At 53.1% G+C, this 15,975-nt stretch carries 13 protein-coding genes and 4 tRNA genes; 5 read left to right on the forward strand and 12 right to left on the reverse strand.

The window, feature by feature from the left end; genetic code table 11:
* Positions 1-7: 7 nt before the first annotated feature.
* Positions 8-211 carry a lipoprotein gene (locus ACHHZ7_RS18270; RefSeq protein WP_003017937.1) on the reverse strand — a complete coding sequence of 68 codons (204 nt, stop codon included), beginning with the start codon at positions 209-211 and terminating at the stop codon, positions 8-10.
* Positions 212-349: 138 nt separating this feature from the next.
* On the opposite strand from ACHHZ7_RS18270, the gene cyaY reads away from it, so the two are divergent.
* Positions 350-670, forward strand: a complete 321-nt coding sequence (gene cyaY, locus ACHHZ7_RS18275; protein ID WP_060683019.1) for an iron donor protein CyaY — start codon at positions 350-352, stop codon at positions 668-670.
* A gap of 75 nt (positions 671-745) precedes the next feature.
* On the opposite strand, the gene cyaA is transcribed toward cyaY, so the two are convergent.
* On the reverse strand, positions 746-3,292 hold the full coding sequence (gene cyaA, locus ACHHZ7_RS18280; RefSeq protein ID WP_032934207.1) for a class I adenylate cyclase: 2,547 nt from the start codon (positions 3,290-3,292) through the stop codon (positions 746-748).
* Positions 3,293-3,686: 394 nt separating this feature from the next.
* Between cyaA and hemC the strand changes: the two genes are divergently transcribed.
* The 4 genes from hemC to hemY are packed head-to-tail and all read left to right on the forward strand — an operon-like array spanning position 3,687 to position 7,767.
* Positions 3,687-4,628 carry a hydroxymethylbilane synthase gene (gene hemC / locus ACHHZ7_RS18285; protein WP_060683018.1) on the forward strand — a complete coding sequence of 314 codons (942 nt, stop codon included), beginning with the start codon at positions 3,687-3,689 and terminating at the stop codon, positions 4,626-4,628.
* Positions 4,625-5,365 (forward strand): uroporphyrinogen-III synthase, encoded by a 741-nt coding sequence (gene hemD, locus ACHHZ7_RS18290; protein ID WP_048237114.1) that lies wholly within the window; start codon positions 4,625-4,627, stop codon positions 5,363-5,365. The genes hemC and hemD overlap by 4 nt, the downstream gene beginning before the upstream one ends.
* A gap of 21 nt (positions 5,366-5,386) precedes the next feature.
* Complete coding sequence (gene hemX / locus ACHHZ7_RS18295) at positions 5,387-6,565, forward strand: uroporphyrinogen-III C-methyltransferase (RefSeq protein ID WP_284301807.1); 1,179 nt, start codon at positions 5,387-5,389, stop codon at positions 6,563-6,565.
* A 2-nt stretch (positions 6,566-6,567) separates the two neighbouring features.
* The gene (gene hemY / locus ACHHZ7_RS18300; RefSeq protein WP_048215221.1) at positions 6,568-7,767 is read left to right on the forward strand and encodes a protoheme IX biogenesis protein HemY; all 1,200 of its coding nucleotides are present in this window, start codon (positions 6,568-6,570) and stop codon (positions 7,765-7,767) included.
* Positions 7,768-8,222: 455 nt separating this feature from the next.
* On the opposite strand, the gene ACHHZ7_RS18305 is transcribed toward hemY, so the two are convergent.
* The 10 genes from ACHHZ7_RS18305 to rffA all read right to left on the reverse strand — a co-directional run bounded on the left by ACHHZ7_RS18305 (position 8,223) and on the right by rffA (position 15,972).
* Positions 8,223-8,299 (reverse strand) — tRNA-Pro (locus ACHHZ7_RS18305).
* Positions 8,300-8,340: 41 nt separating this feature from the next.
* Positions 8,341-8,426 (reverse strand) — tRNA-Leu (locus ACHHZ7_RS18310).
* 20 nt (positions 8,427-8,446) lie between these two features.
* Positions 8,447-8,522, reverse strand: a tRNA-His gene (locus ACHHZ7_RS18315).
* Between the two features lie 56 nt (positions 8,523-8,578).
* A tRNA-Arg gene (locus ACHHZ7_RS18320) sits at positions 8,579-8,655 on the reverse strand.
* 102 nt (positions 8,656-8,757) lie between these two features.
* Entirely contained in the window at positions 8,758-10,143 is a 1,386-nt protein-coding gene (locus ACHHZ7_RS18325) for an amino acid permease (RefSeq protein ID WP_060683016.1), read from the reverse strand.
* A 278-nt stretch (positions 10,144-10,421) separates the two neighbouring features.
* The gene (wecG, locus tag ACHHZ7_RS18330) at positions 10,422-11,162 is read right to left on the reverse strand and encodes a lipopolysaccharide N-acetylmannosaminouronosyltransferase (RefSeq protein WP_003017964.1); all 741 of its coding nucleotides are present in this window, start codon (positions 11,160-11,162) and stop codon (positions 10,422-10,424) included.
* Positions 11,162-12,517 (reverse strand): ECA oligosaccharide polymerase, encoded by a 1,356-nt coding sequence (wzyE, locus tag ACHHZ7_RS18335; RefSeq protein ID WP_020996101.1) that lies wholly within the window; start codon positions 12,515-12,517, stop codon positions 11,162-11,164. The genes wecG and wzyE overlap by 1 nt, the downstream gene beginning before the upstream one ends.
* Positions 12,514-13,593: a TDP-N-acetylfucosamine:lipid II N-acetylfucosaminyltransferase gene (locus ACHHZ7_RS18340; RefSeq protein ID WP_060683015.1), complete on the reverse strand. Its 1,080-nt coding sequence runs from the start codon at positions 13,591-13,593 to the stop codon at positions 12,514-12,516. Before ACHHZ7_RS18340 ends, wzyE begins: the two co-directional genes overlap by 4 nt.
* Positions 13,590-14,840, reverse strand: a complete 1,251-nt coding sequence (gene wzxE, locus ACHHZ7_RS18345) for a lipid III flippase WzxE (RefSeq protein WP_060683014.1) — start codon at positions 14,838-14,840, stop codon at positions 13,590-13,592. Before wzxE ends, ACHHZ7_RS18340 begins: the two co-directional genes overlap by 4 nt.
* Position 14,841: 1 nt before the next feature.
* Complete coding sequence (gene rffA, locus ACHHZ7_RS18350; RefSeq protein ID WP_060683013.1) at positions 14,842-15,972, reverse strand: dTDP-4-amino-4,6-dideoxygalactose transaminase; 1,131 nt, start codon at positions 15,970-15,972, stop codon at positions 14,842-14,844.
* Positions 15,973-15,975: the final 3 nt, after the last annotated feature.

The raw sequence follows: 15,975 nt of genomic DNA on the forward strand, positions 1-15,975 counted from the left end.
CCTGCCGTTAGTAATTCACCTGAGAAGGCCCATCACTAATCCCACGATCGTTTTTCTCAGGCGTGGTGGATTGCGATTGCGGCTGAACGCTCTTGGTCGGAGGCGGCGCGGTTTTATCAGCTGGCGGGAAATAGAGCGGGCCTTTTAGCCCACAGCCCGTAAGGCTGAACAGAGTAAAAATGACAGCGAGTGGCTTTAACACGTTTTTCATTATGGATTGCCTGTAAAGTTCATGCTTTCTGTTTTCTATCATCGCAGGAGAAGGCGTAAAAGCAAGAGTTTGGCTAAAAACTGCATCGCGATTTATTCCACGTTATACTGCGGGCATCACGAAAAATAGGATAAGAAAATGAACGACAGTGAATTTCATCGCCTTGCCGACACCCTGTGGATGACCATTGAGGAGCGTCTGGATGACTGGGACGGCGACAGCGATATCGATTGTGAGATCAACGGCGGCGTGCTGACCATTAGCTTCGAAAACGGCAGCAAAATCATTATTAACCGTCAGGAGCCGCTGCACCAGGTGTGGCTGGCAACCAAACAAGGCGGCTACCACTTTGACCTGAAAGGCGACGAGTGGATCTGCGACCGAAGCGGCGAAACGTTCTGGGATCTGTTGGAACAAGCGGCAACACAGCAGGCGGATGAAGAGGTGAGCTTCCGCTAAGCTTTAGTGCCGGATGCGCTTTGCTTATCCGGCCTACTTTAGCCCGGTAAGCGTCGCGCCACCGGGCAAGTTAACTCACGAGAAATACTGCTGTAACAGCGGCGTGTCGTTGTCCTGACTGGCTGGCGGAACAGCGCTAATCGGCTGGGTGCGGAACGGAATCACCTGCGCGCGCCCGTCGGTTTTCACAATCTGATAGAACTGCGGCAGGTTAAAGTTGATGAAGCTGGAGCCGTAGGTAAAGCGATCGTGCGATGATGAGTAGAAACGGCTGACATCGCGTACCAGTTCCTCTTTGCTACCTTCGCAGTGGTGATACACCTCGGCCCGATTGCTTTCGTCCAGAATGTAGATATTAAAGCCCTGCTCATCACCCGTTTCTTCGAAAAAGAACTGAATAATCCCTTCACTGGCAAAACCGTCGACCACCGACGGCAGTTTCACATGGTTGGTCTCAACTTGGACGGAAAGCCCGTGCAGTTTGTTATGTGAAATCGCGCCATAGAATTCAATTGCGTTTTCCAGCTTCTGTACCGAAACGTTCAGGCGCTCGAAGAACAGTCCCCACGTCTGCCCGGAAACGCGCAGCGCTTTGAAGCGTCCGGTTTCCTGACGAGTGCTGGAGAGGCGTAATTCGATACACTCAGACACCAGTTGCTGCACACGGGTGCGAATTAAACCGCGCAGATGCTGGCTATAGCAGAAGACCTCAACGCTATCCGGCGGCGCGGCATCCTGGTGCATTTTGCCCAGAATCGTTTTTAACGCTTCAATCATCGCCTGCTCGCCGTTGAAGTGCAGCGTACGCACTTCATTCCACGAGTTGCGGTACAGCAGGTCGACGCTTCCTACCAGGCAATTTTGCTCTTCGCCAAAGCTGAAGACGTCCAGCTTACGGAAATCAAAATGTACCACCTGATTACGGAATGCGGCCGTTGGGTCATATTCGAGGTTAACGATAATCGCCAGATGGCGAATTTCGCATGGGCTATAGAGCGCTTTCGGCGTTGGTGCAGGCAGTCGCAGCGGGAAGTGGTGCGACACGTCGGCGACCATTTCCTGCAGCTTCGGCAAATCAACAATGCCGTTGCCCTTAATAAACAAATGCGTACGCGAGGTCAGCAGGCCGTTGAACCAGGCCCACGCCACCAGCTTGTTGAGATAGCGGTTATATTCCAGCGGCTGATGGCTGATTATCGAGTCCATGTTAGGCGCGCGGTTGTAGAGATACCAACCTGAACGGTTGGCACGACCCGGCGGTACATGGATAAAGGTCAAATTCGGTTCCGAGAGATCCGGAGATATCTGTGGGTTCACCAGCGTGACTTTACCCGGCAACGCTTCAAACGCGGCATACAGCTTACGGGTCAGCACGCCGATATCCTGCGGGCTGGCGCTGACGCTGAGGTTATTGCGCCGCGCAAAGCGGATCAGGTTACGATAGCTCTGCATCATCGCATCGAGCAGTTCGTTATGTGCTTCGCGTACCTGGTCAATCTTCCAGTTAGCACGGTTATCCAGCATGGTCAGACGGGCGTCATCCCAGCCCCACTCTTTCACTAACTGACTTAATACTTCACGACGCCAGCCCACGCAGGCGCGCTCACGGCTCAGTTTCTCACACACTTTTAAGTAGAAACATCGACGCACTAAATCCAGGCGTGTCGGATCTTCGATCGCCGTGAGGTACTCGGTAACGCGCTCCAGCATCATGCAGTAAGGATCGAGACCAAAAGAGACGATCTCGCCGTCATGCAGGCGCTGTTTAATATCTTTCGCCAACAGGCGTGGATTTGGGTATTCCCAGGAATAGGCTTCCAGCAGCAGCGTTTTCAGCACCGCTTTGTACGGGGAGTCGATACTCTTGTACAACTGCCAGAGGCTGGCGCCAAAGTACTCTTCGGCGGAAAGCGAACTGAGTCCGCCGAGATCCAGCCATTCGTTTGGCGTTAGCACCCCCTGTGCGTAGAGCGTCATGACGTAATCGTCGTAATGCTCTTCTTCGTCGCCCGGCACCATATTCCACAGAATACGTTTACCCGCGAGACGCACAGCGGTGCGATAGAATTCATCAAGCAACAGGATATGCTGCGTCGAGCCACAGTCTTCACCACCCAGACTGCCGCTTTCATTGTGACGGAAACGGTTTTCATCAATCAGGAAGAAACTGACTTCAACGCCCAGCGAAGCGGCCCAGCTTTCCAGCAGGCTACATTTACGCTGCAGCAGCTGGCGCTCTTCGCTATCCAGCCAGGATTGATGGCAGACCCAGATATCAAGGTCAGAGGAACAGCTTTGCCCTACCGAAGAGGTGCTGCCCATTGAGTAAACGCCGGTGATCGGCAGTTCGCCCTTGGGAGGATCCTGCGGCGACATACCGCGGTACAGTTCCAGTTCGTTCAGGTAGTGGCGTTGGGTTTCATCAGGCGTGTAAAAGCATATGCCTTTGGGAACGTTACCATCGAGGTAACCCGGCATCAGCGGATGGTGGTAGTGCAATAATGTCGGCAGCAGACTGTATACCTGCTGGAAGGCAGGTCCCATGGCAGCAAGCGCGCGATCCACACGCAGTTGATTTATGGCATCCAGTCTCTGTTTCAGAGTCTCAATATAGAGGTACAAGACGTATCGCCTGATGTTGCTACCCGTCATGTTGTCGATTGCTGCGGCGCAAGCGCGCACAATAATCGTCATCAATTCGGATAAACCGTATGTCAAAAATAACCGTTACCTGTTTTTCGGCCATATTTTTTTATGCTGTACAGCCGAAAAAATGGTCTAAAACGTGATCAATTTAACACCTTGCTCATTGACCGTAAAGAAAGATGCGCTACATACAAGTGTAGCACCGTTCGTTACGTGTAAATTCCTTCATACGGTCGGGAGGTTTCTCGTCATTATTCACTGCCAGTGATGATGCAGCGCCTTTTCCTCTCACTTACGTTTGAGCGTAACGCTGACATCCCTTTGATAAGGATGTTAGGATGGTCAATGATTGATAATGACGGTAACAAGCATGTTAGACAATGTTTTGAGAATTGCCACACGCCAAAGCCCCCTTGCGCTCTGGCAGGCACATTATGTCAAAGACGCCTTAATGGCAAACCACCCCGGTCTGATCGTGGAACTGGTTCCTATGGTAACCCGTGGCGATGTGATCCTTGATACCCCACTGGCGAAGGTCGGGGGGAAAGGGTTGTTTGTTAAAGAGCTGGAAGTCGCGCTGCTGGAAAAACACGCCGATATCGCCGTGCATTCCATGAAGGATGTGCCGGTTGAATTCCCTGACGGTCTTGGGCTGGTCACCATTTGTGAGCGAGAGGATCCGCGCGATGCTTTCGTCTCAAATAAGTACAACACGTTGGATGAACTCCCCGCAGGCAGCATCGTCGGGACATCCAGTTTGCGTCGCCAGTGCCAGTTGGCGAAGCGTCGCCCGGATCTCGTCATCCGTTCGCTGCGCGGCAACGTAGGCACGCGCCTCAGCAAACTGGATAACGGCGATTATGACGCCATTATTCTGGCGGTCGCCGGATTAAAACGTTTAGGTCTTGAGTCGCGAGTCCGCACCGCTCTGCCGCCGGAAGTCTCCCTGCCCGCTGTCGGGCAAGGCGCAGTAGGCATAGAATGTCGACTGGATGATATGCGCACTCAGGCGCTGTTAGCGCCGCTCAACCATGAAGAGACCGCGCTACGCGTCAAAGCAGAACGCGCCATGAACACCCGCCTGGAAGGGGGATGTCAGGTACCTATTGGTAGCTATGCCGAAATCATCGACGGTGAGATTTGGCTACGTGCGCTGGTCGGCGCGCCAGACGGTTCACAGATGGTATGCGGAGAACGTCGCGGCGCCACACAGGATGCCGAACAGATGGGTATCTCTCTGGCAGAAGAACTGCTGGAGAACGGTGCGCGCGCCATTCTGGCGGAAGTTTATAACGGAGAAGCCCCCGCATGAGTATTCTGGTCACCCGCCCGTCTCCCGCAGGGGAAGAGTTAGTGAGCCGACTGCGCACACTGGGGCAGGTGGCCTGGAGTTTTCCGCTCATCGAGTTTTCACCTGGTCGGGAGCTGGCAACGGTTGCTTCCCGACTGTCGGCGCTGACGGAGAACGATCTGGTCTTCGCCCTCTCGCAGCACGCCGTTACCTTTGCAGATGCCGAGCTTCAGCAGCAAGAGAAAAGCTGGCCATCTCTTCCACGTTATTTTGCCATTGGCCGTACAACGGCGCTGGCGCTGCATACTGTTAGCGGCTTCAATATTCACTACCCTCTGGATCGGGAAATTAGCGAAGTCTTGCTACAATTACCTGAATTACAAAATATTGCGGGAAAACGCGCGCTTATATTACGCGGCAACGGTGGCCGGGAGCTGATAGGTGAAACCCTGACGGCACGCGGAGCCGATGTCGATTTTTGTGAATGTTATCAACGCAGTGCAAAACATTACGATGGTGCGGAAGAAGCGATGCGCTGGCAATCCCGTGGCGTAACCACGGTGGTTGTCACCAGCGGAGAGATGCTACAACAGCTCTGGTCGCTCATTCCGCAGTGGTATCGTGAGCACTGGTTACTACGCTGTCGGCTGTTGGTCGTCAGTGAGCGTCTGGCGCACCTCGCCCGGGAACTGGGCTGGCAAGATATTAAGGTCGCTGATAACGCCGACAACGATGCGCTACTACGCGCATTACAATAACTCTCATAATGGGATGCCATAATGACGGAACAAGAAAAATCCTCCGCCGTGGTTGAAGAGACCAGGGAGGCCGTGGAAACCACGTCACAGCCAGTCAATACTGAAAAAAAGAGTAAGAACAGCACGGCGCTGATTCTGAGCGCTGTGGCGATTGCTATTGCGCTGGCTGCAGGCGTTGGGCTGTACGGCTGGGGGAAACAACAGGCAACAACACAAACGGCAACCAGCGATGCGCTGGCGAACCAGCTGACGGCGCTGCAAAAAGCGCAGGAAAGTCAAAAAGCTGAGCTGGAAGGCATTATTAAACAGCAGGCAACACAGCTGGATGAAGCCACTCGCCAGCAGGCCACGCTGGTCAAACAGCTTGATGAAGTCCAGCAAAAAGTCGCCACCATCTCCGGCAGCGATGCGGGCACATGGCTGCTGGCGCAGGCTGATTTTCTGGTGAAACTGGCCGGTCGTAAATTATGGAGCGATCAGGACGTCACCACCGCCGCTGCGCTGTTGAAAAGCGCCGATGCGAGCCTGGCAGATATGAACGACCCGAGCTTAATTACCGCGCGACGTGCGATTACTGACGACATCGCGAGCCTGTCCGCGGTGACTCAGGTCGACTATGACGGCATTATCCTGAAAGTGAATCAGCTCTCTAATCAGATTGATAACCTGCGTCTGGCCGACAACGACACCGACGATTCTCCAATGGACTCTGACAGCAGCGAGCTTTCCAGTTCGATTAGCGAATGGCGCGTCAATCTGCAAAAAAGCTGGCAGAACTTTATGGACAGCTTTATCACTATTCGCCGTCGTGATGAAACCGCCGTCCCGCTGCTGGCACCGAACCAGGATGTTTACTTACGTGAGAACATCCGTTCTCGTCTGTTAGTAGCCGCCCAGGCCGTGCCGCGTCATCAGGAAGAGACATACCGCCAGGCGCTGGAAAATGTCTCCACATGGGTGCGTGCTTACTACGACACCGACGATGCAGCGACCAAAGCGTTCCTTGAAGAAGTAGACCAACTGAGCCAGCAAAGCATCAGTATGGATGTTCCGGAAACGCTGCAGAGCCAGGCTATTCTCGACAAGTTAATGCAAACCCGCGTACGTAATTTACTGGCGCAGCCTGCCACAGCACCTGCACCTGCACCTGCACCTGCACCTGCAGCAGACGCTCCGGCAACTGCGCCGCAAGGAGAATAATGATGCTAAAAGTATTATTGCTCTTTGTGCTGTTGATAGCCGGGATCGTTGTCGGTCCGATGATTGCCGGTCATCAGGGCTACGTGCTGATCCAGACGGATAATTACAATATCGAAACCAGCGTGACGGGCCTGGTGATCATCCTGATCGTCGCCATGGTCGTCCTGTTCGCGATTGAATGGCTGTTGCGCCGAATTTTCCGCACCGGCGCACATACCCGTGGGTGGTTTGTGGGTCGTAAGCGTCGTCGCGCCCGTAAACAGACCGAACAGGCGCTGCTCAAACTGGCAGAAGGTGACTATCAGCAGGTTGAGAAGCTGATGTCGAAAAATGCCGATCATGCAGAACAGCCGGTAGTGAATTACCTGCTGGCGGCAGAAGCGGCTCAGCAGCGCGGTGACGAAGCGCGCGCCAACCAACACCTTGAGCGTGCTGCCGAACTGGCCGGAAATGATACGATCCCGGTAGAAATCGCTCGCGTTCGCCTGCAACTGGCGCGTAATGAAAATCACGCCGCACGCCACAGCGTAGACAAACTGCTGGAAGTGACGCCACGTCATCCGGAAGTGCTGCGTCTGGCTGAGCAGGCCTACATTCGCACCGGCGCATGGAGTTCCTTGCTGGATATCATCCCATCCATGGCAAAAGCGCATGTGGGTGATGATGAGCACCGCGCCATGCTGGAACAACAGGCATGGGTTGGCTTGATGGATCAAGTCCGCGCCGATCAGGGCAGCGAGGGGCTGCGTGCATGGTGGAAAAACCAGAGCCGTAAAACCCGTCATCAGGTTGCTTTGCAGGTAGCGATGGCTGAACATCTGATTGAGTGTGACGATCACGATACGGCGCAGCAGGTCATCATTGATGGTTTGAAACGTCAGTACGATGACCGCCTGGTGCTGCCGATCCCGCGTCTGAAAACCAATAATCCGGAACAGATAGAAAAAGTGCTGCGCCAGCAGATTAAAGCCGTGGGCGATCGCCCGTTGCTGTGGAGTACGCTGGGTCAGTCGTTAATGAAGCATGGGGAATGGCAGGAAGCTACGCTCGCCTTCCGTGCCGCTCTCAAACAGCGCCCGGATGCCTATGACTACGCCTGGCTTGCTGACGCGCTGGACAGATTGCACCAGCCGGAAGAAGCTGCCACCATGCGCCGTGATGGCCTGATGTTGACGCTGCAGAACAACAATCCCCCGCAGTAACTCCCTCTTGCCCGGTGGCGTTTTCGCTTACCGGGCCTACATATTTTTCAATCGCATAAACAAAATCCTTCGAGAAGTCACTTGAAGGATTTTGTTTATGCATAAAAAAACGCCCGCTCGGTAAGGAGCAGGCGTTAAACAGGTCTGTATGACAACATAAATGGGTGCTTCACTCAACGTTATGTCCATGGTGTTTGATGAGGCCTGAGCGACATCTGTCTGTGGACGATAAGCACCGTAAACGGCTCTGCATCATTCCTGAGTTTATGAGGCCAGATGGCGAACATAAGAGATGGAATGAGCATCTACCCGCATATTATTGCACAACGCATGCCACGATTGCACTGCAAAAACCAGGTATTCGGACTTTTTAAGACTTCAGGAAATTCGCAGATGCGCAGGCTAAGAAGGGAAAATCTGAAAACAAAAAACCCCGCCGAAGCGGGGTTCAAAATTGGTCGGCGAGAGAGGATTCGAACCTCCGACCCACTGGTCCCAAACCAGTTGCGCTACCAAGCTGCGCTACTCGCCGTTTTACTGCTTTTTGAATTTTTAGTTCAATTCTTTAAGTCGTGGTGCGAGGGGGGGGACTCGAACCCCCACATCCTAAGGACACTAACACCTGAAGCTAGCGCGTCTACCAATTCCGCCACCTTCGCATTTCACAACTTTAAATTAATGGGGTGGCTAATGGGATTCGAACCCACGACAACTGGAATCACAATCCAGGGCTCTACCAACTGAGCTATAGCCACCACTGCAAATCTTTTACGCGGTATTAAAACCACCGCAGCTCTGGCACCCTACTAAATGGTGCGCCCGACAGGATTCGAACCTGAGACCTCTGCCTCCGGAGGGCAGCGCTCTATCCAGCTGAGCTACGGGCGCTTAGCGCCGTTGCGGGGCTGGATATTACGGAGGTCTCGGTCTTCTGTCTAGTGCTTTTTTAAAATAAATTATCGTTTGGTCATGGTTTGTGCGTTTTGTCGCTTATTCCCGCAATTTATGGGCTGTGCCATGACGATTCAGACCAAAAACCTTATAAATGAGCGTCACGGCCAGTAAGAAACCCATGCCAACAAAAAGCGACATTCGGGTATCTTCATTAAAGTACATGCCAATTAATACGCAAATCAGGAACGCCATCGTCAAATAATTCGCCCACGGGAACAGAATGGAGCGGAATGGATGACTGGCAATCGCCGCTTTATGCGCCTGACGGAAACGCAGCTGGCTTATCAGGATCACAAACCACGGTACCATCCCCGGCAACACGCTGGCGCTATAGACATAAACAAACACGCGCTGCGGGTTAGGAATAATGTAGTTCAGGCATGAGCCAATCAGCAGGATCGCGATAGAAATAGCCACTCCGACAACCGGCACGCCATGGCGTGATACTTTTCCAACAACGGCAGGAAGCTGGCGATTCTTTGCCAGCGCGTAGAGCATACGCCCACAGCTGTACATGCCGCTGTTACAGCCAGACAGCGCCGCCGTCAGCACCACAAAGTTAATAATCCCTGCCGCAGCAGTAATACCAATCTTGGCAAAGGTGAGAACAAACGGGCTGCCGTTGCTGCCAATCTCATTCCACGGGAAAATAGTGACGATGACAAAAATCGCACCAACGTAGAAAATCAGAATGCGCCACAACACTTTACCCACCGCGCTACGCAGCGTGACCTGTGGATTCTTCGCTTCCCCTGCAGTGATGCCGATCAGCTCCACGCCCTGGTAAGACGCCACAACAATACACAATGCCGTCAGGAAGCCCTTCCAGCCCCCAGCAAAGAAGCCACCGTGCTCGGTCAGGTTGCCAAAACCAATCGCCTGGCCACCATTGCCAAAGCCGAAGAAAATCACCCCAACCCCAATGACAATCATCACAATGATGGTGGTCACTTTGATCATGGCAAACCAGAACTCAATTTCACCATACAGGCGAACCGCAGCGAGGTTTGCCAACGCAACCAGTCCGACCGCGATCAGTGCGGGTATCCATTGCGCCATTTCCGGAAACCAGAACTGCACATACACCCCGATGGCGGTAATCTCTGAGATCCCCACAGCCATCCACATAAACCAGTATGACCAGGCGGTGAGATAGCCAAAGAAGGGGCTCATATAACGGTGAGCGTAAACAGCGAATGAACCTGCAACCGGCTCGAGGAATAACATCTCCCCCATAGAACGCATAATGAAAAACACGAACAGCCCGGCGACGATATACGCCAGCAGAACCGAAGGCCCCGCCCATTTAAGGGTACTGGCGGCCCCCATAAATAGCCCAACGCCAATAGTGCCCCCAAGGGCAATTAATTCGATGTGACGAGCCTCCAGCCCACGCTGTAGCTCAGGTTTGTTCTCAGCCATAAATCCTCTTGATGTGTTTGCATGCTGTCCGGTATTACCGGTTCTCGTTATGGGTACATCTTGTTATGCCATAACAGGCCATGCGGCACCGACCGCTTTACGGTTGGCGCCAAAAACACCACGGCACTGCAATGATTGTTGCGAATGGTTTCCTAAAATCGCTTAAATGGCAATTAAAGCATTCAAAAAATGAATAGATTGTGCGAGAAAGCAGCGATTATGTTGTGAATAAGTAGCGTAATTAGCAGATCACGCTACTTATCAGAGGAGAGAGGGCGTCAGAGGTTGCCGGTATAGTGCCAGCGGAGATAGCGTAATAAGCGAAGTTGTCGAGTAATACGGCTCGGCTGCGACAATAAGCGATACAGCCACTCCAGCCCCAGATTTTGCCAGATTTTAGGCGCACGCTTAACGTGACCGGTAAAGACGTCGTAGGTGCCCCCTACGCCCATATACAGCGCATCAGGGTGAGTCTTGCGGCAATCACGCATAAAGATCTCTTGTTTTGGCGACCCCATCGCCACAGTCACAATTTGCGCACCGCTGGCGTGAATACGCTCAAACAACGCCTGACGCTGCTCTGGGGTAAAATAACCGTCCTGACTACCCACAATGTTCACGCGCCACTGCGCACGTAGTTTTGCTTCTGTTTGTGCCAGAACTTCAGGCTTGCCACCAACCAGGAAAACAGGCGTTCCGTTTTGCCCAGCTCGCGCCATCAGTGCTTCCCAAAGGTCAGCTCCGGCCACGCGTGAAACCTGCGCCTGTGGGAATTTTTTGCGCACCGAACGCACCACGCTAATCCCATCCGCATACTTGAACTCCGCGGCGTTGATCAGCTCCCTCACTTCAGGATTATCTTCTGCTGTCAGCATCTTCTCAGCGTTAATAGCCACCAGCGTTCCTGACCTGAGGTGTCCTTCGGCAAACAGGTAATTCAGCGCATGTTGCATATCGCGCCAGCCAATCAGTTGTAATCCGCGCAGCGAATACAGCGGCGCAGTTGTGTTATCTGTCATTACGATCCTTCAATCTGTGTCCGGGGCAGCGATTTGATTCGTTTATGAATGAGTCCCGCGCTATCAAACAGCCAGAACAACAATTTTGCCACCAGTAGACAAACGCCGAAAATCACGAGGAAAAAGACCACTCGTGAGACAAACGAATCCAGCCCTTCACGTGCCAACACGATCATATTGAAAATGGCGCCAAAACAGAAACTGTGCAAAATCGCCGCCTTATAGCGATTGGTTTCTCGGTTACCTAGCTCATACAGCCAGTCGAACCACTTGATGATGAGCCCAACAACAATCGCGCCTAATGGTATAAACAGCGCCCCGCCCATCACCACCAGTGAACCAATTAACGTCGGCGAAATCGCCAGTCCTGAGTGGTTGTTCAACACTTCCCAGGTAAAGTAGTTCGCTGAGTTGAGTACAATACTCGGCCGCCCAGGCCACAGCCAGGAGGGAATAAAGACGTAGAAGTCACGGACGATCGGCGCCAGCCCCTGGAACTCAATATTGTGGTAATTCTGCAGCAATAGCGCCAGGTTCTCCCACGGTGAGAAGGTGTCGCGCGTAAGGTACAGGAACGTATAGAACGCCTCATCGCCGCTAACGCTCATTCCGTAGCGCTTCAACGCCAGCCAGAACATCCCGACAATGCCCAACACGCCTGCAGCGGCCAACATCCACAGCGAAATCCAGCCGCGAATAATGCCGATAAACAAGAAGATGGCAAACGCGATAATGATATTGGCGCGCGTCCCACCCACAATCATATAGGTCAGCAAACCAAACGCGACGGTACTCACGAGGAAGAACACCCACGCTTTGCTGTCCTGACGCAGGAAATAAACCACCAGCATTGCCGGAATGAAGAAGTAGAAGAAACGCTTCAGAGCGACGCCAGAGACTTCACTGGAAAAAATCTGGCTATAGGATTGCAGTCTGAACAGCAGGAATCCGTTGTGCATAAAGAAGATGCCCACGCTTACCAGCGCAATCGCCATCAGGATAACCCAGGTCAAATGGGCTTCAACACGATTGATGGTAAACAGCGGCCTGCGCGGCTTATCATCTACTCGTTTGCGCAAGCGCGTTTTATACGTCACGTAGTAGACGGCATAGAAACAGGCGGCTGACAGCAAGGCCTGCAGCAGGATCTCCGGCGGAGCCACTGCCACATCAAAGCGGAACACCAGGATGCTGGTTAACGGGAATCCGAAGAAGAACGTCAGCAAGAACAACAGTGAGAAGAAAACATTGAAGTTAAAACGCACGCGGCGGAACTCAAACCAGGTCAGCGTGGCGATAAACAAGGTGGAGAGCAGCCAGACCACCAGAAGACCGCTGAATTGCATCAGGCTCATACGGTTTCTCCTGAAGCAATGCGCAGCGCATTGTGCCACGGCTGCAGATAATTCGGGCTAAAGAAGGTAATAGTATTTTTATCTACCGATGCCAACTGGCGCTGCGCTTCACGTACGACGCCTTCATTGAGATCATCAGTGGTAAATAACACCGGAAGATTTTGTTCCACCATATCCTGCCAGAAGGGATTTTCACGGTTGAGCACGCATGGGATACCCGCCTGGATCAGCAAACACAGGGTACCGATTCCCTGTTGACGGGCAAAAATAAAGTAACCCAAATCACACTGCCGCAATAATGTTAGATAGGCATCAAATTCCAGCTTTTCACTCAAAATTTGCAGATTATCTGCGCTAAATAACGCCAGGCCAGCCTGGCGAACCTCGTCGATATAGGCCGCATTATTGGCGGGATAACCCATCGGCACAATCACATTCACCGTGTCACCAAACTGCTGATGGACGGCGCGAAGCGCGGCAACATGCTCATTGCTGCGATCGCCAGAGTTGCCAACCAGCACCGTCATCTTGCCGCTGCGCTGGCAATCATTGCTCATGTTATTGAGTGAAGGATCCATTCGCGTTGGGAAATAGAGCAACTCACCCCGCACACGGGGATGTTGCTCGGCGAAATAACGTAAATCGCCCCGTGTGGCAAACACGCAGCCCACACGATTCTGCGCCATGCGGCGAATCGGGTAAAACAGGCGGAATTTCAGTCCACTGGAGACTTCGTATAAATCAGCGCCCCAGATATGCCAGTAAAACTGCGCCGGTTTAATCCCGCCACTCAGCAGCGCCAGCCACAGGCTGGTGTTGAACTGACCGTGGAAGAAGAAACGCTGTTGGCGATCCGCTTTTGCTTTCGCGATCACAGCGTCAGCAAGCGCCTTTTTCCCGCTGTAGAAGCTTAGCGATAACGCCGGGCAGCTCTCACTGAGTCCCGCATCCTGACCGGCAACCATAAACGAGCGCGCATGCTCGCTCGTCGCGGCCAGCGAGTCGTTGAAAAACCGCAGCACGGTTTGGTTATGGTGAGGGATATCCGATCCCAGAACGTGAATCAGTACAGTCATGCCCGCCTACGCCAGAGTAAAAACACGCCACAACAAAGAGAAAAATAGACAATGTACGTTGCCATATAAGCCTGTGCCGCTCCCAGCGCACCGTGTGCAGGGATCAGCCAGTAAGCAAACACCGTCAATAACATGAACTGGCTAATTTCAGCCAAGATATAAAACCGCAGCGATGCTTTCGCGATCACCAGATACCCAAAGACATACGCCCCTACTTTCAGTACATCGCCGACCAGTTGCCAGGCAAACAGATCGCGCATGGCGGTGAATTTTGCGGAGAAAAGCAGCCAGATCGCAAAATCACGCAGCAACCAAACAGTAAAGCTCGCAGCGGCAACCGCCGGTAACACGAACTTCAGCGACTTAACCACCTCGCGCGTAATGTCGCGCTTTTCGGTCAGTCGAGACAACGTCGGAAGCAAGTAAACGCTGAATGAGGCGGTAATGAATTGCAGATAAGCATCAGAGATACTGCTTACTCCCTGCCAAATCCCTACATCATCCCAACTGTACTGCGCCGCCAGCAGGTTTCGCATCATCACGTATGCCACAGGCAGCGTTACGGAGGTAATCAGCGCCATCAGGGTAAACTTGCTTAGCTGTCCAGCCAGACCGTTATCCCACGAGGGTTTCAGGTAATGCAGGGGAATCGCCCCACGCTTAATCAGCATAATAGCGGCGGGGATAACGACCAACGCGGGCACTAACGCCAGACCCAGCAAAGCGCCTTCATACCCTCCCAGGCGATAACAGCCATAATAAGCCACCACGCCTACCAGGCTACCCACAATCAACGACAGCGCGTTACCCGCCGCATCACGAAAGCCCTTCATCAACGCCAGCAGCAGGTTCGCCCAGGCAATACCCATCTGCACCAGCGCAACCAGTCTTACCAGCCCCTGATAATGAGTATGGCCAAACAATCCCTGACTGATTGGCGCGGCCGCCAGCAGAAAAATCACCGCCATCAGCGTAGAGAATCCCAGCACCATCGCGGAAGATGTACCGACTACCTTACGGAGCCGGGTCGGATCGTCATGATGCTGCGCAACATATTTCGTGACGCCGTTGAAAATGCCGGCCCCCGCCAGGACACCAAGCACGGTGACCATCTGGCGGAAGTTACCCGCCTGCCCCACGCCTGCCGGGCCAAACGACACCGCCAGCAGCTTCACGACCAGCAAACCTGCACCAATTTTTACCAGCGTACTGGCTGCCGTCCATAAGGACGCTTTAGCAAGCGACATATCAGGCGAAGTAGTTGAGTAAGGTCGAAATGACCGTTCGCTGGTTTACTGGCGACAGGTTGTAAAACAGCGGCAAGCGAAGCAGACGCTCGCTCTCTTTAGTGGTGAAACGATCAACACCGGCAAATACGCCGAATTTATCGCCAGCCGGACAATCATGTAGCGGGATATAGTGGAACACCGCCATAATTTCAGCTTCTTTCAAGAAGTTAATCAACGCCGAGCGATCGTCGATATCGCGCAGCTTGATATAAAACATATGGGCATTCTGCACGCAGTTTTCCGGGACAGAAGGCAGATCAATGCGTCCGACACGCGCCAGCGGTTCGAGAGCATCATAGTAGTTCTGCCACAGCGCCAGACGCTGCTGGTTAATACGGTCAGCCGCTTCCAGTTGTGCCCACAGATAGGCAGCCTGCAGATCGGACATCAGATAGCTGGAGCCAATATCACGCCAGGTATACTTATCCACCTGACCACGGAAAAATTGGCTGCGGTTAGTTCCTTTTTCACGGATGATCTCTGCACGTTCGACTAATTTTTTATCATTAATCAGCGTCGCACCACCTTCACCGCCTGCGGTATAGTTTTTGGTCTCATGGAAGCTAAAGCAACCGATGTGACCAATCGTCCCCAGCGCCCGACCTTTGTAAGTCGACATGACGCCCTGGGCCGCATCTTCCACGACAAACAGGTTATGTTTGGTCGCCAGCGCCATGATGGTATCCATTTCACAGGCTACGCCCGCGTAATGCACCGGCACGATAGCGCGGGTCTTGTCGGTGATCGCCGCTTCAATCAGCGTTTCGTCAATGTTCATGGTATCCGGGCGGATATCAACAAAGACAATTTTCGCACCGCGCAGCACGAAAGCATTGGCCGTGGAGACAAACGTATAGCTCGGCATAATGACTTCATCGCCAGGCTGGATATCCAGCAGCAATGCCGCCATCTCAAGCGATGCGGTGCAGGAAGGCGTCAGCAATACTTTCTCGCTGCCAAAATGCTGTTCCAGCCACTGTTGGCAGCGACGGGTAAAACCACCGTCGCCACACAGTTTGCCGCTGTTCATCGCAGACTGCATGTAATCGAGTTCAGTGCCCACCACCGGCGGTGCGTTAAATGGAATCATCGT

Origin of the sequence: Citrobacter freundii complex sp. 2024EL-00216 (genome assembly GCF_043945515.1) — a bacterium.
Classification (GTDB): Bacteria; Pseudomonadota; Gammaproteobacteria; order Enterobacterales; family Enterobacteriaceae; genus Citrobacter; species Citrobacter portucalensis.

What these genes read in the sequence shown, in the direction of transcription:
- ACHHZ7_RS18270 (WP_003017937.1), bottom strand. Translation starts at nt 211, where the DNA reads ATGAAAAACGTGTTAAAGCCACTCGCTGTCATTTTTACTCTGTTCAGC.
- cyaY (WP_060683019.1), top strand. Translation starts at nt 350, where the DNA reads ATGAACGACAGTGAATTTCATCGCCTTGCCGACACCCTGTGGATGACC.
- hemC (WP_060683018.1), top strand. Translation starts at nt 3,687, where the DNA reads ATGTTAGACAATGTTTTGAGAATTGCCACACGCCAAAGCCCCCTTGCG.
- hemD (WP_048237114.1), top strand. Translation starts at nt 4,625, where the DNA reads ATGAGTATTCTGGTCACCCGCCCGTCTCCCGCAGGGGAAGAGTTAGTG.
- hemX (WP_284301807.1), top strand. Translation starts at nt 5,387, where the DNA reads ATGACGGAACAAGAAAAATCCTCCGCCGTGGTTGAAGAGACCAGGGAG.
- hemY (WP_048215221.1), top strand. Translation starts at nt 6,568, where the DNA reads ATGCTAAAAGTATTATTGCTCTTTGTGCTGTTGATAGCCGGGATCGTT.
- ACHHZ7_RS18325 (WP_060683016.1), bottom strand. Translation starts at nt 10,143, where the DNA reads ATGGCTGAGAACAAACCTGAGCTACAGCGTGGGCTGGAGGCTCGTCAC.
- wecG (WP_003017964.1), bottom strand. Translation starts at nt 11,162, where the DNA reads ATGACAGATAACACAACTGCGCCGCTGTATTCGCTGCGCGGATTACAA.
- wzyE (WP_020996101.1), bottom strand. Translation starts at nt 12,517, where the DNA reads ATGAGCCTGATGCAATTCAGCGGTCTTCTGGTGGTCTGGCTGCTCTCC.
- ACHHZ7_RS18340 (WP_060683015.1), bottom strand. Translation starts at nt 13,593, where the DNA reads ATGACTGTACTGATTCACGTTCTGGGATCGGATATCCCTCACCATAAC.
- wzxE (WP_060683014.1), bottom strand. Translation starts at nt 14,840, where the DNA reads ATGTCGCTTGCTAAAGCGTCCTTATGGACGGCAGCCAGTACGCTGGTA.
- rffA (WP_060683013.1), bottom strand. Translation starts at nt 15,972, where the DNA reads ATGATTCCATTTAACGCACCGCCGGTGGTGGGCACTGAACTCGATTAC.